This is a genomic window from Acidobacteriota bacterium (assembly GCA_020845575.1).
In the GTDB taxonomy this organism is placed as follows: domain Bacteria; phylum Acidobacteriota; class Vicinamibacteria; order Vicinamibacterales; family Vicinamibacteraceae; genus Luteitalea.
The window spans coordinates 44,247-60,300 of the sequence record JADLFL010000020.1 but is presented as its reverse complement, the minus strand read 5'-3'; the positions used below and the strand labels follow the sequence as shown (position 1 = coordinate 60,300).

Sequence of the window (16,054 nt, the reverse complement as noted above, 5' to 3'; positions counted from 1 at the left end):
GACCGGGCGCCCCGGTACACTAGGGCCATGTCGTCGCACTCCCGCCACGCCCTCGCGCTGGCGGTCCTCGCCCTCACCCTCCTTTCCGCGTGCGCCAATCCGTTTGGCAGGCAATACGAGTACGAGGAGGAGATCTACGTCGACCTGGACGGGTCGGCCACCATCGTCGTGAACGCGTCGCTCGCGTCGCTCGTGGCGCTGCACGGGCTCGACGTGTCACTGGATCCCGACGAGCCCGTGGACAGGGACGCGATTCGCGCGGCGTACACGTCGCCGGTGACCGAGGTCACGCGCGTGAGCCGCCCGTGGCGGCGCGATGGCCGGCGGTTCGTGCAGGTACGCATCCAGGCGGAGGACGTGCGTCGCCTGCCGTCGCTGGCGCCGTTCGCGTGGGCGCGCTATACGTTCGGTCCTGCTGGCGACGACCTGCAGTACGTGCAGGAACTCGGTGCCATCACGGGCCGGCCCGTCGGCGACGTGGGCTGGGACGGCAACGAACTGGTTGCCGTCAGGTTACACATCCCGAGCCGCGTCACGTACCACAACGCGCCGAGCCGCCTCGTCGAGCGCGGCAACATCCTGTCGTGGGAACAGCCCCTGAAGGGCAGGCTGGCCAACGAACCACTGCGCGTGGAAGCCCGCTTCGGCGTCCAGCGCATCCTGGTGATGACCGTCGCGCTGTTCCTCGCCGCCATGGCGACGGCCGCCGTCACGGTCGCCCTGCTGATCTGGTGGGTCGTCCGCAAGGGCCACCAGCGCACGGCGCGGGCCAGGGGCTGAAGCCCCTGGCCTCCCGGTCGGGCCCGGAGGGCCGACCCCACCTTTCGCAGCCGTGGGCCGGCTCTCAGCCGGTCGTTCTCAGGTGGGAGGCCGGCCCTCAACTGGTAGGGCCGGCGCTCCGGGCCCGGCCTACCGCGGAGTGCGCTGCTGGCGACGCTGCTCGGCGCGTGTGCGGCGCTCTTCTGCGCGCTTCTCACGCTGCTCGCGCAACGCGCCGACCCTGGCCTGCTGCTCCGGCGTCAGGACCGCGAAGACCTCGCTTCGCACCCGGGCGCGCAGGACGGCAGCCTCGCCGATCGCCGCGCCGAGTGCCTGCCCCTGCTGCGCGGCGCCTGCCTCGTCGACAGTGCCGGACGTCGCTGCGTGGATGGCCTCCAGCGCAGTGCGCGCCTTCGCGCCGATCGCGCGGCCTTCCTCGCGATGGTTCTGCATGATGACCCGCACCTGATCGCGCTGCGCGTCGGTGAGGTCGAGTGCCTGCAACGGCAGGTCGGGGTTCAGCGCCAGGAGTCCGCCGAGCGGACCGAATTGCCCACCCGGACCTCCGAAGCCCTGCCCGAAGCCGGCACCGCGTCCCGGGCCGAACCCGGGACCGCCGCGCCTCGGCTGCGCCTGCACCGCGCCCGCCAGACCCATCGTCAACACCATGGCCGCCGCGGCCATCTTCACTGTCGCCTGCATCGTGGAAGCTCGCATGTCGTGGTCTCCTCCGTTCCCCTCGTCCTGCTCCATCTGACGGGAAGGTCGTGGAACGGATGTGGCGGACCTGTGAAAATTCGGTGAACGGGTGAGTGGTGCGCGTGCCGTGGCCGTCACGCGATAGCCTGTCACCATGGCGCACGTCCTTGTGGTGGACGACGAGGCCACCATCGGCGACCTCGTCTCGTTGCACCTCTCGCTCGACGGACACACCAGTGACAGGTTTCTCGACGGCCTCGCCGCGCTCGACGCCGCACGCACGCGCGCCTACGATTTGTGCATCGCCGACGTCATGCTGCCAGGCATCGACGGCGTGGCGCTCTGCCGCGCCCTGCGTCAGCACCCGTCGACGCGACGCATCCCAGTACTCCTCCTCACAGCACGGCGCGACGAGACCGACAAGGTCCTCGGCCTCGACAGCGGGGCCGACGACTATCTCACCAAGCCGTTCGGCGTCCGCGAGCTCATGGCGCGTGTTCGCGCGCTGCTGCGACGCACAGCAGACACAGAGACGCCCGCCGTCGATGTCGCAGCCACGTCGGGGCGCCATCGCATCACGCGCGACGGCCTCGAGATCGATCCCTCGCGCCATCAGGTCATCGTCGATGGCCGCATCGTGGAGACGACCGCGCACGAGTTCGCCGTCCTCGCGGTGCTCGCCGCCAACCCCGGCATCGTCTTCTCGCGCGAGGCCCTGATGCGTCGCGTGTGGGGGCCGGACACACACGTCACCGAGCGCAACGTCGACACCCTCGTCAAACGCCTGCGTCAGAAGATCGAAGTCGACCCGGCGAAGCCGGAACGTCTGCTGACGGTGTGGGGCGTCGGCTACAAGTTCCGGGACGTGGCCACGCCATGACGCGGCGTACCGCGTGGGTCGGGTCCCTGTACTGGCGCATCGTGCTCGCGTGCCTCGGCCTGCTCGTGGCAGGGCTGGCCGTGCAATTGGCGGTACTCGTCGCGACGCTGTCCCGTCCGACGGGATTGCAGGCCCGCATCGCCGCACAACACCTTGCCGAGAGGATCGCGGGAGAGCTGGAGGACGCACTGGTAGCGGACCCAGCCGCAGACGTGCGCCGCGTGTTCGCGCGACACCTCGAGACGCGGATGCCGGTCGCCTTCGTGACGGTCGACGGTGTGGTCCTCTCGCCGCCGCGCGAGCCCGTGACCGGTGCCGGCGCGCGGCGCCTCATCGCGCTCGCGCAGGCCTCCGATGCCGCTCCCTATCGAGACGATGGGCCCGCTGGTGTGGCGCCTGTCGACGTGCTCGGTATGCGCGAAGGGCACGTCGTCGTACTGCCGCGCAGGCCTGGATTCGCCGTCCTGCGTGAGCTAGGCCCGCGGGCCATCGGCAGCGCGATCCTCACGGCCGTCGGCCTTGCCGCGTTGCTTGCCTGGGTCGCGTTCTCGCCCGCGCATCGTCGCCTGCGTGCTCTCGAATCGGCAGCCGGCAGACTCGGGGCCGGCGACCTCTCGGCGCGCGCACCGGAGGATGGCGCCGACGAGATCAGCCGTGTGTCCGCGGCGTTCAACCAGACGGCCGATGCCCTCGCCGCACAAATCCGTCGCGCGACGCACGAGCAGGAGGTGCGCCGTCAGTTGCTGGCCGACGTCTCGCACGAGCTGCACACGCCGCTCACAGCCATCCGCGGCTACGTCGAGACGCTGCGCATGCCCGACGTGCCGCTCACCGACGCCGACAGGGCGCGCTTTCTCGCCATCGTGGACGATGAAGCGGTACGACTGGAGCGATTGATTGGCGATCTGCTCGATCTCGCGAAAGTCGAAGCCGGCGGTCAGGGGTTGCGCCAGGGCGTCGTACCCATCGAGGCGCTGTGGGCGCGTCTGCGCGACCGCCACGGTCCCGATGCCGCCCGTGCCGGCATCGCGCTCGCGTTCGACGGCACGTCGCACACGGTGACGGCCGACGCAGGGCGACTCGAACAGGCGATCTCGAATCTCGTCGGCAACGCCTTACGCTTCACGCCGTCGGGAGGGGAGGTTCGCGTGTCGGCCCACGCGCAACAGGACGGCGGCACGCGCTTCGACGTCGCCGACACCGGCGTCGGCCTCTCGGCTGACGAATGCGCGCGCGTGTTCGATCGCTTCTACAAGCACGACGGCTCCCGCAGCCGCGGCGGGACGGGACTCGGACTGTCGATCGTCAGGGCGATCGCCCAGGCCCACGGCGGCGACGTCCACGTCACGAGCACGCCAGGCAACGGCAGTACGTTCAGCATCCTCATCGCGGATTCGCGCGCGACGGGCACACACGAAAAGGGCGCCTCGACCGGGTAGGAAGTCGAGGCGCCAACTGGCAGTCGAGTGCTGTCTGCTCTACCGCCCCATCAGTCGATCTGTTCGAGTTCCGCGAGCCGTTCCGCGTCGGTCTTCAGGTGGTTCTCCACGGAGAACTCGCCGAAGCCGATCGCGAGTGACTGCGCGAGCATCCGCTCCACGTGGCTGTTGACCGTGCCTTCGAGCTTCACGCGTCCCTGCTCCACGACGATATGGATCGGGGGATTGGCCATCGACGCGTAGTGCCAGAACGACGGGTTGCCGTAGATGGCGCGCGCGATGCGCAGGCGCAGTTCGTCGTCGAAGCGCGAGACAGGCAGCACCTGGATCCGGTTGTCCACGTGGCGCACACCATCGACGCGCGCGACACGGCGCGTCAGGTCCTGCACCTTGTACGGCATCGTCACCCTGCCCGTGAGCGTGACCACGCCGTTGTCCACCGACGCGCTGACGCTGTCGAAGACGGTGAAGTTGACGTACTGCTGCACCTGCCGCGAGACCCCCTGGAACACCTGGAAGTCGTTGCGGACGATGCTCTCGGCCTGAGCGGTGCCGGCCAATGAGAGCGCGAGCAGGCCGGCGATGAACATGCGATGCATGCGAGTCATGATGATTCTGCGCACGGTGTCGGAGCGCTGGCGGCTCCTGACGCGTCGTGCGTCCTCCATGCCCTTCTTCTCATCAAACATCGTGCCAACCTGACGCGGGCCCGTGTCGCGCAACAAGCGGTCCGTCCCGCGACGTCCGACATCCGGACCGAGGACGATTCGTGCCGGTGTGTCGCATGCAAGGGACGCAGCGGTGACAGAATGCCGCCCGATGGTGACGGCAGGCTGGTGGGACTGGTGGCGGCAGGCGCCTGCGGACGCCAAACGCGCGCTGTGGGCGGCGGCGCTGGGCTGGATGCTCGACGCGTTCGACGTGATGCTCTACGCGCTCGTGCTGACGGCCGTGATGGCTGACCTCGGCCTGACCAAGGCGACGGCCGGGCTCATCGGGTCGATCACGCTCGTGGCAGGAGCCGTCGGTGGCGTGGCGTTCGGCATCATCGCAGACCGATACGGGCGCACGCGCGCGCTGATGGGCAGCATCGTCATCTACTCGGTGTTCACGGCGCTGTGCGGGTTCGCGCAGACCGCCGCGCAACTGGCCGCCTTCCGCGTCGGACTCGGGCTCGGGATGGGCGGCGAGTGGGCGAGCGGCGCCGCACTCGTCGCCGAGAGCTGGCCAGACGAACATCGCGGCAAGGCACTCGGCCTGATGCAGAGCGCCTGGGCGATCGGCTACGCGTTGGCGGCCATCGTCACGAGCGTGATCCTGCCGATGTGGGGCTGGCGTGCGGTCTTCATCGTGGGCGTGCTGCCCGCGCTCTTCACCGTGTGGATCCGCCGTGCCGTGCGCGAGCCTGCCGTGTGGCGCGAGTCGGTGCGTCACGCGCCGCGCGTCGGGCCTGGTGCGGTGGTTGCCGACGGCCGGTGGCGCATCACCATCGCGCTGACGGCGATGAACGCGTGCTGCCTCTTCGCGTGGTGGGGCTTCAACTCGTGGATTCCCGCGTACCTGTCGCTGCCGGTGGCGCAGGGCGGTATCGGCCTGGACGCCCGCGCCATGGCGTGGCTCGTCGTCTTCATGCAGGTGGGCATGTGGGTGGGCTACGTGACCTTCGGCGTGGTGGCCGATGCGCTCGGACGCAAGCGGACGTACGTGGTGTACCTGTTGATGGCGGCGCTGCTGCTCGCCACCTACGCGCAGGTGCGGCATCCGCTGGTGCTGCTGCTGCTCGGCCCGTTCGTGGCGTTCTTCGGGACGGGCTACTTCACCGGTTTCGGGATCGTGACGGCCGAGTCGTATCCGACGGCGATCCGGGCGACGGCGCAGGGACTGACGTACAACACCGGCAGGCTGGCGAGCGCCGTGGCGCCGTTCGTTGTCGGATCGCTGGCCGATCAGCGCGGGTTCGCGACGGCGTTCACCGTGACGGCGGCGGCGTTCCTCGTGGCTGCCGCGTGGTGGGTTGCCATCCCCGAGACGCGCGGCCGGCGCGTCACAGCATCAGCAGCGTGAGCAGGCCGGCGGCGATGAGCAGCACCTGCGCCACGGGGTTCACTTCCGTGTGGCCCTTGTGCAGGCTGGGGATGAGATCCGCCATCGCGACGTACAGGAAGCTGCCCGCGGCGAACGCGAGGACGTACGGCAGCACCGCGGGCAACTGATTCAGGGCGAGGAAGACGAACAGCGCGCCGACCACGCCGCCACGCCCCGAGAGCAGGTTGAGCGCGAGCGCGCGCGTGCGGCTGTAGCCGGCCTTGAGGAGGATGGCGGCGTCGCCGAGCTCCTGCGGGATTTCGTGCGCGGCGGCCGCGAGTGCCGTCGTCACGCCCAGCCACGGTGACGTGAGCGTGGCGGCGGCGATGATGGCGCCGTCCACGAACGTGTGGAACGCGTCGCCGATGATGACCAGGCTCGCGGCGCTGCTGTGGACCTCACACTCGTGCGTGTCGTGGCAGTGCCGCCACAGCACGAGTTTCTCCAGCATGAAGAACGTCAGGATGCCGAGGAGCAGGACGCCGAGCGCCTGCTGCGGCGGCAGCGCCTCCAGCGCTTCGGGCACGAGGTGGAGCAGGGAGAGCCCGAGCAGCGTGCCGACCGCGTAGCTGACCAGCCACGACACCAGCCGTTCCCGCGCCTCGTCGCCGAACAGGTAGATGGCCGACGCCACGAGCACGCCGAGGAAGCTGCCGGCGAGACTGAGGATCAGCGCGAGGACGAGAGGCGAGACTGACACGACCGGCGATCATACCTGTCCCTTGAGCGCTTCTACGATGCCGTGGCCGTCGCGGTGATAGAGGACGCGGGCCCCCTTGAAGTGGGAGGCGGTGGCGGCCTGGACGTCGGCTGGTGCCGGGGCTCCCGCTGCCTTCTCGCGTACGACGAGCACCACGCGCCCGCCGCCGCGCAGCACGCGCCTGATGTCGGGCAGCAGCGCCGCCACAGGTGCCGACACGGCGTCGACCAGCACGATGTCGAACTCGCCGTCCTCGAACGGCAGCGGCGCGTCAGGGGATGACTCGATCACTTCCAGGAGCACGCCGGCGTGTTCGGCAGCGTTGGTCAGTCGCGCAGCCTCGTCGGGCGTCGCGGCGAGGGCAACGGCCCTGCCACTGAGGCCCGTCACTTTGGCGATCGCGGTGACGAGTCCGGGATCCCCCGCACCGCACGACAACATCCTGTCACCCAGCCGCGCTCCCACCATCCGCGTCAGCAGGTCGTACCGTCCGGGATCGCCGCGCAGCCATCGGACCAGCGCGTTCGACGCAAACACAGCAGATAGCGACATGGGGAGACTGTAATGGATATCGGCAACCGGCAACCGGCAACCGGCAACCGGCAACCGGCAACCGGCAGGGCCGGCTCTCCGCCCTTCGGCGATTTCGGGGCGGCCTGAGCGAAGTGCAAGGCCGAGCCCGGCCGCGGCATGGCAATCGGTCCTGTTACGATGGCGCGCATGCACGCATCGAAATTGCAGCCGGCGCTGATGGGTGGGTTGGTGGTGGGCGTGTTGTCGGCGCTGCCGGTGATTTCGATGGGCAACTGCCTCTGCTGCGCCTGGGTGATTCTCGGCGGCATGGTGGCCACCTACATGCTCCAGCAGGCGCAGCCGCATCCCGTCGCCGGGGCCGACGGCGCCATCGTCGGGTTGATGGCGGGTCTGGTCGGTGCCGTTATCGGTGCCGTGCTGTCCATCCCGATTCAGATGGTGATGGGACCGATGAGCGGCGATTTCTTCCAGCGCCTGCTCGAGCAGAGCGGCGACGAGATGCCGGGCGAGATGCGCGGCATGATCGAGTCGCTCGCGGCAGGCGGGGCGATGGGCGCCATGATGATCGTCGGCTTCGTCATCAGCCTGTTCGTCAACGCGATCTTCGGCGCCATAGGCGGCCTCATCGGGACGGCGATCTTCAAGCCCGCCACGCCGCCGCCTCCGCCGCCGGTTCCCGGGTTCGCCGATCCGGCGCGCCCGCACGGTCCAGAGCTCTAGCGCACGCGATGCCCCTGGCAGCCGGCGCGGTCGTCGGATGGCACCGGCTCGCGCGCGGACTCGCCGCCGGTCATGTCGTGTTCGCCGTCGTGACGCTGGCGGCGTGCACCGCGCTCGGCCTCGACGTGCGCTGGCGCAATGCCGCGCCGCCGCTCATCGTGGCCGGTGTCATGGCCGTTCTGGCGACGATCGCCGCGCGGCGGACGAGCGCGAGTCCGCTCCGCTGGATGGTCCCCGAAGGCCTCCTCGCCTTCGCCTTCATCGTCGTGCTCTGCATCGTCAGCCTGCCGGCGCAGTACGCCGGCGCGGCGCTGGCGCGGCCCGCCATCGATGCGTGGCTGGCGGCGGCCGACGCGCTGATGGGCGTCCACGTGCCCTCGATCGCCGCGTGGACCCGCGCGCACCCCACGCTCGCACACGCGTTGACGCTGGCCTACGACACGTTCGCGCTGCAGATCCTGCTCGCGGCTCCGGTGCTCGTGCTGATCGGCCATCGTCTCCACCTGTGGGAGTGCATCTGGCACCTGCACGTCTGCCTCGTGGTGACGCTGCTGTGCTTCGCGCTCTGGCCCGCCGCGTGCGCGTTCACCTGGTACGGCTTCGAGTCCACGCTGCCGCAGCAGATGTTCACGGCGCATTTCGACGGCTTCCGCAGTGGTGCGCTGCGCGTGGTCGACTTCCGGAATGTCACGGGCCTGGTGTCTGCCCCGTCCTTCCACGTCGCCGGTGCACTCGTCCTCACATGGGCGACGCGCAGTCGGTTGTGGGTGTTCGTCCCTCTCGTCCTGCTCAACGCCACTCTCTGTGTCGCCACGGTCCTGTCAGGCGCCCACTACCTCGTCGACACGCTCCTGTCGGTCCTCCTTGTCGCCGCCAGCCTGATCGCGTGGCGCCGATGGGGTGCACCGAACGTCGACTGCTGAGGGAAGTGCCGCGTCGCCGGCAATGCCGAATGCTGAATGACGAACCGCATTCCGGTGCCCAGTGCCCGGTGCCCGCTGCCCGGTGCCCGGTGCCCGGAGGGCCCGGCCCGGTTGCCGGCTTGCCGATTGCCGGTTGCCGGTTGCCGGGTTTGATAGCATTCCGCGTCATGTCCGAGTCCACCTCCCAAGACATCCAGGCGTTGCTCGACGAGCAGCGTACGTTCCCGCCGCCGCCGCAATTCGCCGCCACCGCGAACGTGCGTGATCGCGCCATCTACGCCGAGGCCGCCGCCGACCCCGAGGCGTACTGGAAGGCGCAGGCCGAGCAGCTCGAGTGGATCGAGCCGTTCCACACGGTGCTCGAGTGGAACGCCCCGCACGCGAAGTGGTTCGTCGGTGGCAAGCTGAACGCCGCGGTCAACTGCGTGGACCGGCACGTGCGCAACGGCCGGCGCAACAAGGCGGCGCTCATCTGGGAAGGCGAGCCTGGCGACCGCCGCACGCTGACGTATTTCGATCTCCAGCGCGAGGTGAACCTCGCGGCCAACGTCCTCAAGACTCTCGGCGTGAAGCGCGGCGATCGCGTGGCGATGTACATGCCGCTCATCCCCGAGCTCGCGATCGCGATGCTGGCGTGCGCGCGCATCGGCGCGATTCACTCGGTGGTATTCGGCGGCTTCAGCGCCGAAGCGCTCGCCGAACGCATCAACGACTCACAGTGCGTGCTGCTCATCACCGCCGACGGCGGGTATCGGCGTGGTTCGCTGCTGCCGCTCAAGCAGATCGCCGACGAGGCCCTCAAGCACACGCCGTCGATCAAGAACGTGCTGATCGTCAAGCGCGACTCGTCGGATCGCTTCCCCGTCCACGTGCAGGAGGGCCGTGACCACTGGTACCACCGCATCGTCCAGGACGTGGAGAAGTGGTGCGAGCCGGAGGCCATGGACAGCGAGGACACGCTCTACATCCTCTACACGTCTGGCACGACAGGACGCCCGAAGGGCATCGTCCACACGACAGGCGGCTACCTCACGGGCACGATGGCCACGACCAAGGCCGTCTTCGATCTGAAAGAGGATGACGTCTACTGGTGTACGGCGGACATCGGCTGGGTCACCGGACACAGTTACGTGGTGTACGGTCCGCTCGCCGCGGGCGCGACGCTGCTGATGTACGAAGGCGCACCCGACTGGCCGGAACGCGCCCGGTTCTGGAGCCTCATCGAACGCTACGGCGTCACGATCTTCTACACGGCCCCGACGGCCATTCGTGCCTTCATGCGGTGGGGCACGGAGCTGCCTGCCGCGCACGACCTGAGCAGCATCAGGCTGCTGGGATCGGTGGGCGAGCCCATCAACCCCGAAGCGTGGATGTGGTACCACACGCACATCGGTGGCGAGCGCTGCCCGATCGTCGACACGTGGTGGCAGACAGAGACCGGCCAGATCATGATCACGCCGCTGCCGGGCGTCACCACGACCAAGCCAGGGTGCGCCACGCATCCGTTCCCCGGCATCAGCATCGAGATCCGCAACGAACGCGGCGAGAAGGTGGAGAAGGGCGGCGGCCTCCTCACCATCTCGCGTCCGTGGCCGGCGATGCTGCGCGGGATCTACGGCGACCCCGAGCGCTACGTGCAGACCTACTGGAGCAAGTTCAACGACGGGACGTACTTTGCCGGCGACGGCGCGCGCGTCGACGATGACGGCTGCATCTGGCTGCTGGGCCGTGTCGACGATGTGCTGAACGTGTCGGGACATCGCATCGGCACGATGGAGGTCGAGAGCGCACTCGTCGATCACCCGTCGGTGGCGGAAGCCGCGGTGGTCGGACGCTCGCACGACATCAAGGGCCAGTCGATTGCCGCGTTCGTCACGCTCAAGGACGGCATCAAGGCGTCGACGGGCCTCGACCACGAACTGCGTCAGCACGTGGTCAAGAAGATCGGCGCGCTCGCGCGTCCCGAGGAGATCCACTTCTCGGCGGACCTCCCGAAGACGCGATCCGGCAAGATCATGCGCCGCCTGCTGCGCGACATCGCCGAAGGCAAGGCCATTGGCGACACCACGACGCTCGCCGATCCGGCCGTTGTCGCGAAGTTGAAGGAGCAGTACGAGAACCAGGAGGACTGAGGCGCATGCCTCAGGCGCGTTCTCGCTGGATCGCCGGCGCGGTGGTGGCCGCCGCGCTGGTGCTGGTGTCGTGGGCGATGTTCGGGGGCCGTCGGTCGGCTCCCGAGCCCGTCGCCGTGCCCGCCGAAACCGCGGCGCCAATCCCGCCCGTCCTTGCCGAGACCACAGGCGAGGAGGGGCACCTCACGATCGGCGTCGTCTCGCTCGATCGCGTCGCGCCAGACACGGTGGAACTGCGTCTCGCGGTGACCAACACCGGTGCGGCGGGATCGCCGGCGCTCGACATCGGGCAGCGCTTCAGCGCCGACAGCCCTGACGCGGGCACGCTGGCCGAGGTGTACCTGGCCGATCTCGCGCACGGGCGCAAGTTCTTCGTGCTGCGCGACGGGGCCAACGCGCCGATCGGCAGCCGCGACCTCACGCCGCTGACACCGGGTGAACGCCGCGTGCTCTGGGCGCGGTACCCCGCTCCGGGCGACGGTCACGCCGAAGTCGTCGTCCATGTGCCCCACGCCGAGCCCATGCCCAACGTGCCGGTGGGGCAGAAGACGGCGCCCTGACCGCGGAACGGCTCCCGGGGGAACCCCCTCCCGCGCCGGACCGTACTAAGCTGAAGCCATGGCTCTCATCGAGACGCGCGACCTGTGGAAGACCTATGTGATGGGATCGGAGGAAATCCACGCGCTGCGTGGCGTGTCCATCGAGATCATGCGCGGTGAATACGTCGCCATCATGGGGCCGTCGGGGTCCGGCAAGTCCACGCTGATGAACCTGATCGGCTGTCTCGACACGCCGAGCAAGGGCACTTACCTCCTCAACGAGAAGGAGGTCAGTCGCATGGACGATGACGAGCTGGCGCGGATCCGGAACGAGGAGATCGGGTTCGTGTTCCAGACGTTCAACCTGCTGCCGCGCGCCTCGGCGTTGCACAACGTGGAGCTGCCGCTCGTGTATGCGGGCATCAGTTCGGCCGAGCGGGCCGAACGGGCCAAGGCCGCGCTCACGAAGGTGGAGCTCGAACACCGCATGGGCCACAAGCCCAACGAGCTCTCTGGCGGTCAGCGTCAGCGCGTGGCCATCGCGCGTGCGCTCGTCAACAACCCGTCCATCCTCCTCGCCGACGAGCCCACCGGGAACCTCGACTCGAAGACCGGCGTCGAGATCATGGCGTTGTTCGAGCGCCTCCACGCCTCCGGCAACACCATCGTGCTCGTCACCCACGAGCCCGACGTCGCGGCCTACGCGCATCGCACCATCCACATTCGCGACGGGCAGGTCGAGAAGGACGTCACCAGGGCGGCCTGACCCTACCGATGCGTCGTCTGCTGCTCCTGGCGCTGCCGCTGGCAGCGGCGGTCGCGGCCTGCGGTGGCGGGTCGTCGGGGGCGTCTGCCCCTCCGACGCAGCCGACCCCCATCACGCCCACCATCACGATGACCTGTGTGGCCCCGACGCCGCTGCGCTCGACGACGGGGCAGGCGGTGCCGTTGCAGTACACGCTGCCGCAGGTCTCCGGTGGTACCGCTCCCGTGGGGCTGAGGTGTTCTCCAGCCCTGGGGACGCCGGTGGCGATTGGGCTGACCTCCGTGACGTGCACGGCGACCGACGCCCGATCGCAGACCGCCTCCTGCACGTTCCCTGTCACCGTCGCCATCGCCCCGTCGCTCATCGTCGAGCGTTTCCTGGCCATGGGAGACAGCTTCACGTTCGGTGTGACGTCGCGCCTGCCGGCGCGCGAGATTCCCGGCGGCACGTTCGTGAGCAAGCTGGAGTACCTGCTGGCGGAACGCTATCCGGACCAGCGGTTCTCGCTCACCAACGCGGGCGTCCCGGGTCTCTGGATGGAGGAAATCGAGGATCGGTATCCAGCGGGGCTACGGCAGAGTGACGCGCAGGTGGTGATCCTCCAGGGTGGCGCCAACGATCTCAACGCCGTCGGTGCGCGCGCCGTCAACGACGTCGTCATGAGGTTCGAACGCATGACGAGAGATGCGCAGGGACGCGGCGTGGCGGTGATCCTGTCGACGCTGACGCCGCATCGTCCCGGGTCGCTGCGGGGATCGTCCTCCGAACTCGTGCGCGAGACGAACGTCCGTATTCGCGACCTCTGCCTCCGTTACAGAACGGGTTGCGCCGATCTCTACGCGGCGTTCGGCGATGAGCAGTCGCCGCTCATCGGTACGGACGGCCTCCACCCCACGCCCGCCGGCTACGACGTGATCGCCGAAACCTACTTCGAAGTGATCCGCTCGATGTTCGAGCGCCTGCCCTCGTCCTGATCCCCACCCTGTCTCCATCCTTGTTCTATCCTGTTCGGATGTCGGTCAAGCTGTCGTTGCCAGCGGTCCTGTTGTCGTCGCTGATCATCGCGTGCGGGGCCTCGTCGCCCGCGCCTGAAGCCGTGGCGCCTGTCGCGGCGTCGGCGCCATCGACCGAGCAACTGCGCTACGAGATCGTGCGCAGTCACCCGCACGATCCGGCGGCGTTCACGCAGGGACTGACGGTCGTCGACGGACACCTGTACGAAGGCACGGGACTGCACGGGCAATCGTCGCTGCGACGGGTGGACCTGGCGTCCGGCGCCGTGCTCCAGCAGATCGCGCTCGACGGCCGGTACTTTGGCGAGGGCATCGCCGTCGTGGGCGATCGCATCTACCAGCTCACGTACCAGACGGGCGTCGGGTTCGTGTACGACCGCAAGACGTTCGAGAAACTGCGTGAGTTCACGTACCCGGGCGAGGGATGGGGGCTGACCTACGACGGCCAGCATCTCATCATGAGCGACAGCACGGACACACTGCGTTTCTGGGATCCCGAGACGCTCCAGGAGGTCCGCCGTGTCCGCGTGCGCGATGGCGATCGCCATATCGATCGCGTGAACGAGATGGAGTACGTGGACGGCGCGATCTACGGCAACATCTGGCAGGAGGACCGCATCGCGCGCATCGACCCGAAGACGGGCGTGGTCACGGCGTGGGTCGACATGTCGAACCTCCTCACGGCTACCGAGCGCTCGCGCGGCGTCGACGTCCTCAACGGCATCGCGCACGATCCGAAGACCGGGCATTTCCTCGTCACGGGCAAGCTGTGGCCGTGGGTGTTCGAGGTCAGATTCGTCAAGAAGCACTGACGCGATGTCACACGCGCGCGAAGTGGCCTGACGCGACGTCGCGCAGAGGCGCGTCCGGATCGACAGTCGACGGATCGAATTCGATGCGCTGCGGCGGCACGTCGGGATCGGGCACCGGTACCGCGGACAGGAGCGCCTGCGTGTAGGGGTGTCGCGGCGATTCGAACAGGGTGTCCACCGGCGCCAGTTCCACGATCCGCCCGCGATACATCACCGCCGCGCGCGTGCAGATGTGCCGCACCAGCCGCAGGTCGTGCGAGATGAACAGATACGTCAACGACAACTGCTGCTGGAGCTGCGCGAGCAGGTTGACGATCTGCGCCTGCACCGACACGTCGAGCGCGGAGACCGGTTCGTCGGCCACGATGAACGACGGCTCGAGCGCGAGCGCCCGCGCGATGCCGATGCGCTGACGCTGCCCGCCGCTGAACTCGTGCGGATAGCGCGTCACGGCGTCGCGATCGAGACCGACGAGTTCGAGCAGTTCCTCCGCCCGCGCGAGACGCCATGTGGACGTCCCCACCTTGTGGATATCGAGCGGCTCGGTGAGGATCGTCGACACGCGATGCCGCGGATTGAGCGACGCGTACGGATCCTGGAAGACCATCTGCATCTGCCGCCGGCGCGCGCGCAGGGCACGGCGGTCGAGCGACAGCAGATCCTCACCGTTGAACCGCACACGCCCGCCCGTCGGCTCGATCAGCCGCAGCAGGCACCGCCCTGTCGTCGTCTTGCCGCTGCCCGACTCGCCGACGAGGCCGAACGTTTCGCCGGCGTCGATCGTGAACGACACGTCGCGCACCGCGTGCGTCACGCGCGGGGCGCCCCACAGGACGCGCTGCTCGTAGCGCTTGTCGAGCGCCTCGACTTCGATGAGCGGCATCGTGTTCACAGGGGACCGGTGCCCTGGCCGGCGGCCAGTTCGCGCGCCTCTCGCACGAGCACGCAGCGGGAGCGATGTCCGTCGGCCACGGTGTACATGTCCGGCGGCGCGGCGTCGCACGCCTCGTGACGCCAGGCGCACCGCGGCGCGAACGCGCACCCCGGCGGCATGTCGCGCAGCGACGGCACCTGCCCTTCGATCGGCTCCAGGCGCCGGGCGCTGTGCGTCGAGCCGGGCATCGCGCGCAGCAACGCCTGCGTGTACGGATGCGCCGGCGTCTTGAAGAGCGCGCGCACCGGGGCTTCCTCGACGATCCGGCCGGCGTACATCACCGCCACGCGATCCGCGGTGTGCGCCACGACGCCCAGGTCGTGCGTGATGAGCAGCAGCGCGAGTCCGAACTCCCTCTCGAGGTGACGCAGCAGGTTCAGGATCTCGGCCTGGATCGTGACGTCGAGCGCCGTCGTGGGCTCGTCGGCGACGATCACGGCCGGGCGGCAGCAGAGGGCGAGCGCGATGAGCGCGCGCTGGCGGAGTCCGCCAGACAACTGGTGCGGGTATTCGTGGAACCGCCGCTCGGGCGCGTCCATGCGGACGGTCGCGAGCAGTTCGATCGCCGCGGCCTTCGGGTCTGCGCCGCCGCGTCCGTGGACGGTCATCGCCTCGACGAGCTGACTCCCGATCGTGAGCACCGGATTGAGGGCGCTCATCGGTTCCTGGAAGATGAGCGAGATGCGGGCGCCGCGGATCTGCTCCAGCTCGGATTCGTCGAGCGTGACGATGTCGCGGCCGTCGAGGAGGATTTCGCCACCGAGGATCCGGCCGGGGGGCGGGACCAGGCGCAGGAGCGAGTAGGCGGTGAGCGACTTGCCGCTGCCAGACTCGCCGACCAGGGCCAGCGTCTCACCTGACGAGAGGTCGAAGCTGACGTCCTGCACCGCCGGCAGCCAGCGGTCGCCGGCGGGGAAGCCGGTGGTGAGATGACGGACGGACAACAGCGGCATGGCGGCAGCCGCATCCTATCGCACGTCTCCGCCGCATCGCCCGCCGTGTTGCCTTTGTCAGGACCGGGTCGATACAATCGGGCCGAATTCCGTTTCAAGTACCTCCAGACGCCTCCTCCGATGAAACAGCAGATGGCGCTCGATCGCACCGATTCCACCCGCGGAT

General features: G+C 68.9%; 17 protein-coding genes. 11 read left to right on the top strand and 6 right to left on the bottom strand.

The genetic code is table 11. The features are described 5' to 3' along the window. Positions 1 to 27 precede the first annotated feature (27 nt). Positions 28 to 780: a hypothetical protein gene (locus IT182_06115; protein MCC6162906.1), complete on the top strand. Its 753-nt coding sequence runs from the start codon at positions 28 to 30 to the stop codon at positions 778 to 780. Between the two features lie 129 nt (positions 781 to 909). On the opposite strand, the gene IT182_06110 is transcribed toward IT182_06115, so the two are convergent. After that, positions 910 to 1,476 carry a Spy/CpxP family protein refolding chaperone gene (locus IT182_06110; protein ID MCC6162905.1) on the bottom strand — a complete coding sequence of 189 codons (567 nt, stop codon included), beginning with the start codon at positions 1,474 to 1,476 and terminating at the stop codon, positions 910 to 912. Positions 1,477 to 1,612: 136 nt separating this feature from the next. Here IT182_06110 and IT182_06105 point away from each other — a divergent pair, with 136 nt between their 5' ends. Both IT182_06105 and IT182_06100 read left to right on the top strand, forming a co-directional pair. Continuing rightward, the gene (locus IT182_06105) at positions 1,613 to 2,338 is read left to right on the top strand and encodes a response regulator transcription factor (GenBank protein MCC6162904.1); all 726 of its coding nucleotides are present in this window, start codon (positions 1,613 to 1,615) and stop codon (positions 2,336 to 2,338) included. Beyond that, on the top strand, positions 2,335 to 3,777 hold the full coding sequence (locus IT182_06100) for a HAMP domain-containing histidine kinase (GenBank protein ID MCC6162903.1): 1,443 nt from the start codon (positions 2,335 to 2,337) through the stop codon (positions 3,775 to 3,777). The genes IT182_06105 and IT182_06100 overlap by 4 nt, the downstream gene beginning before the upstream one ends. A gap of 50 nt (positions 3,778 to 3,827) precedes the next feature. On the opposite strand, the gene IT182_06095 is transcribed toward IT182_06100, so the two are convergent. Continuing rightward, positions 3,828 to 4,376, bottom strand: a complete 549-nt coding sequence (locus IT182_06095; protein ID MCC6162902.1) for a BON domain-containing protein — start codon at positions 4,374 to 4,376, stop codon at positions 3,828 to 3,830. Between the two features lie 220 nt (positions 4,377 to 4,596). On the opposite strand from IT182_06095, the gene IT182_06090 reads away from it, so the two are divergent. After that, entirely contained in the window at positions 4,597 to 5,841 is a 1,245-nt protein-coding gene (locus IT182_06090; GenBank protein ID MCC6162901.1) for an MFS transporter, read from the top strand. Here IT182_06090 and IT182_06085 read toward each other — a convergent pair. Further along, positions 5,822 to 6,562, bottom strand: coding sequence for a ZIP family metal transporter (locus IT182_06085; GenBank protein MCC6162900.1), 741 nt, complete (start codon positions 6,560 to 6,562; stop codon positions 5,822 to 5,824). The genes IT182_06090 and IT182_06085 overlap by 20 nt on opposite strands. 9 nt (positions 6,563 to 6,571) lie before the next feature. After that, a complete protein-coding gene (locus tag IT182_06080; protein ID MCC6162899.1) occupies positions 6,572 to 7,114 on the bottom strand; it encodes a methyltransferase domain-containing protein in 543 nt (180 codons plus the stop codon). A gap of 168 nt (positions 7,115 to 7,282) precedes the next feature. Here IT182_06080 and IT182_06075 point away from each other — a divergent pair, with 168 nt between their 5' ends. The 7 genes from IT182_06075 to IT182_06045 all read left to right on the top strand — a co-directional run bounded on the left by IT182_06075 (position 7,283) and on the right by IT182_06045 (position 14,001). Beyond that, entirely contained in the window at positions 7,283 to 7,816 is a 534-nt protein-coding gene (locus tag IT182_06075; GenBank protein MCC6162898.1) for a hypothetical protein, read from the top strand. A gap of 8 nt (positions 7,817 to 7,824) precedes the next feature. Beyond that, a complete protein-coding gene (locus IT182_06070) occupies positions 7,825 to 8,739 on the top strand; it encodes a phosphatase PAP2 family protein (protein ID MCC6162897.1) in 915 nt (304 codons plus the stop codon). A 167-nt stretch (positions 8,740 to 8,906) separates the two neighbouring features. Continuing rightward, positions 8,907 to 10,871, top strand: coding sequence for an acetate--CoA ligase (acs, locus tag IT182_06065; GenBank protein ID MCC6162896.1), 1,965 nt, complete (start codon positions 8,907 to 8,909; stop codon positions 10,869 to 10,871). Positions 10,872 to 10,876: 5 nt separating this feature from the next. Next, positions 10,877 to 11,431 (top strand): hypothetical protein, encoded by a 555-nt coding sequence (locus tag IT182_06060; GenBank protein MCC6162895.1) that lies wholly within the window; start codon positions 10,877 to 10,879, stop codon positions 11,429 to 11,431. A 58-nt stretch (positions 11,432 to 11,489) separates the two neighbouring features. Beyond that, positions 11,490 to 12,176, top strand: a complete 687-nt coding sequence (locus tag IT182_06055) for an ABC transporter ATP-binding protein (GenBank protein ID MCC6162894.1) — start codon at positions 11,490 to 11,492, stop codon at positions 12,174 to 12,176. Positions 12,177 to 12,184: 8 nt separating this feature from the next. Beyond that, positions 12,185 to 13,150, top strand: a complete 966-nt coding sequence (locus IT182_06050; GenBank protein ID MCC6162893.1) for an SGNH/GDSL hydrolase family protein — start codon at positions 12,185 to 12,187, stop codon at positions 13,148 to 13,150. A gap of 38 nt (positions 13,151 to 13,188) precedes the next feature. Then, entirely contained in the window at positions 13,189 to 14,001 is an 813-nt protein-coding gene (locus IT182_06045; GenBank protein ID MCC6162892.1) for a glutaminyl-peptide cyclotransferase, read from the top strand. A 7-nt stretch (positions 14,002 to 14,008) separates the two neighbouring features. On the opposite strand, the gene IT182_06040 is transcribed toward IT182_06045, so the two are convergent. Both IT182_06040 and IT182_06035 read right to left on the bottom strand, forming a co-directional pair. Continuing rightward, entirely contained in the window at positions 14,009 to 14,884 is an 876-nt protein-coding gene (locus tag IT182_06040; protein ID MCC6162891.1) for an ABC transporter ATP-binding protein, read from the bottom strand. A gap of 5 nt (positions 14,885 to 14,889) precedes the next feature. Then, positions 14,890 to 15,888 carry an ABC transporter ATP-binding protein gene (locus tag IT182_06035; GenBank protein MCC6162890.1) on the bottom strand — a complete coding sequence of 333 codons (999 nt, stop codon included), beginning with the start codon at positions 15,886 to 15,888 and terminating at the stop codon, positions 14,890 to 14,892. Positions 15,889 to 16,054: the final 166 nt, after the last annotated feature.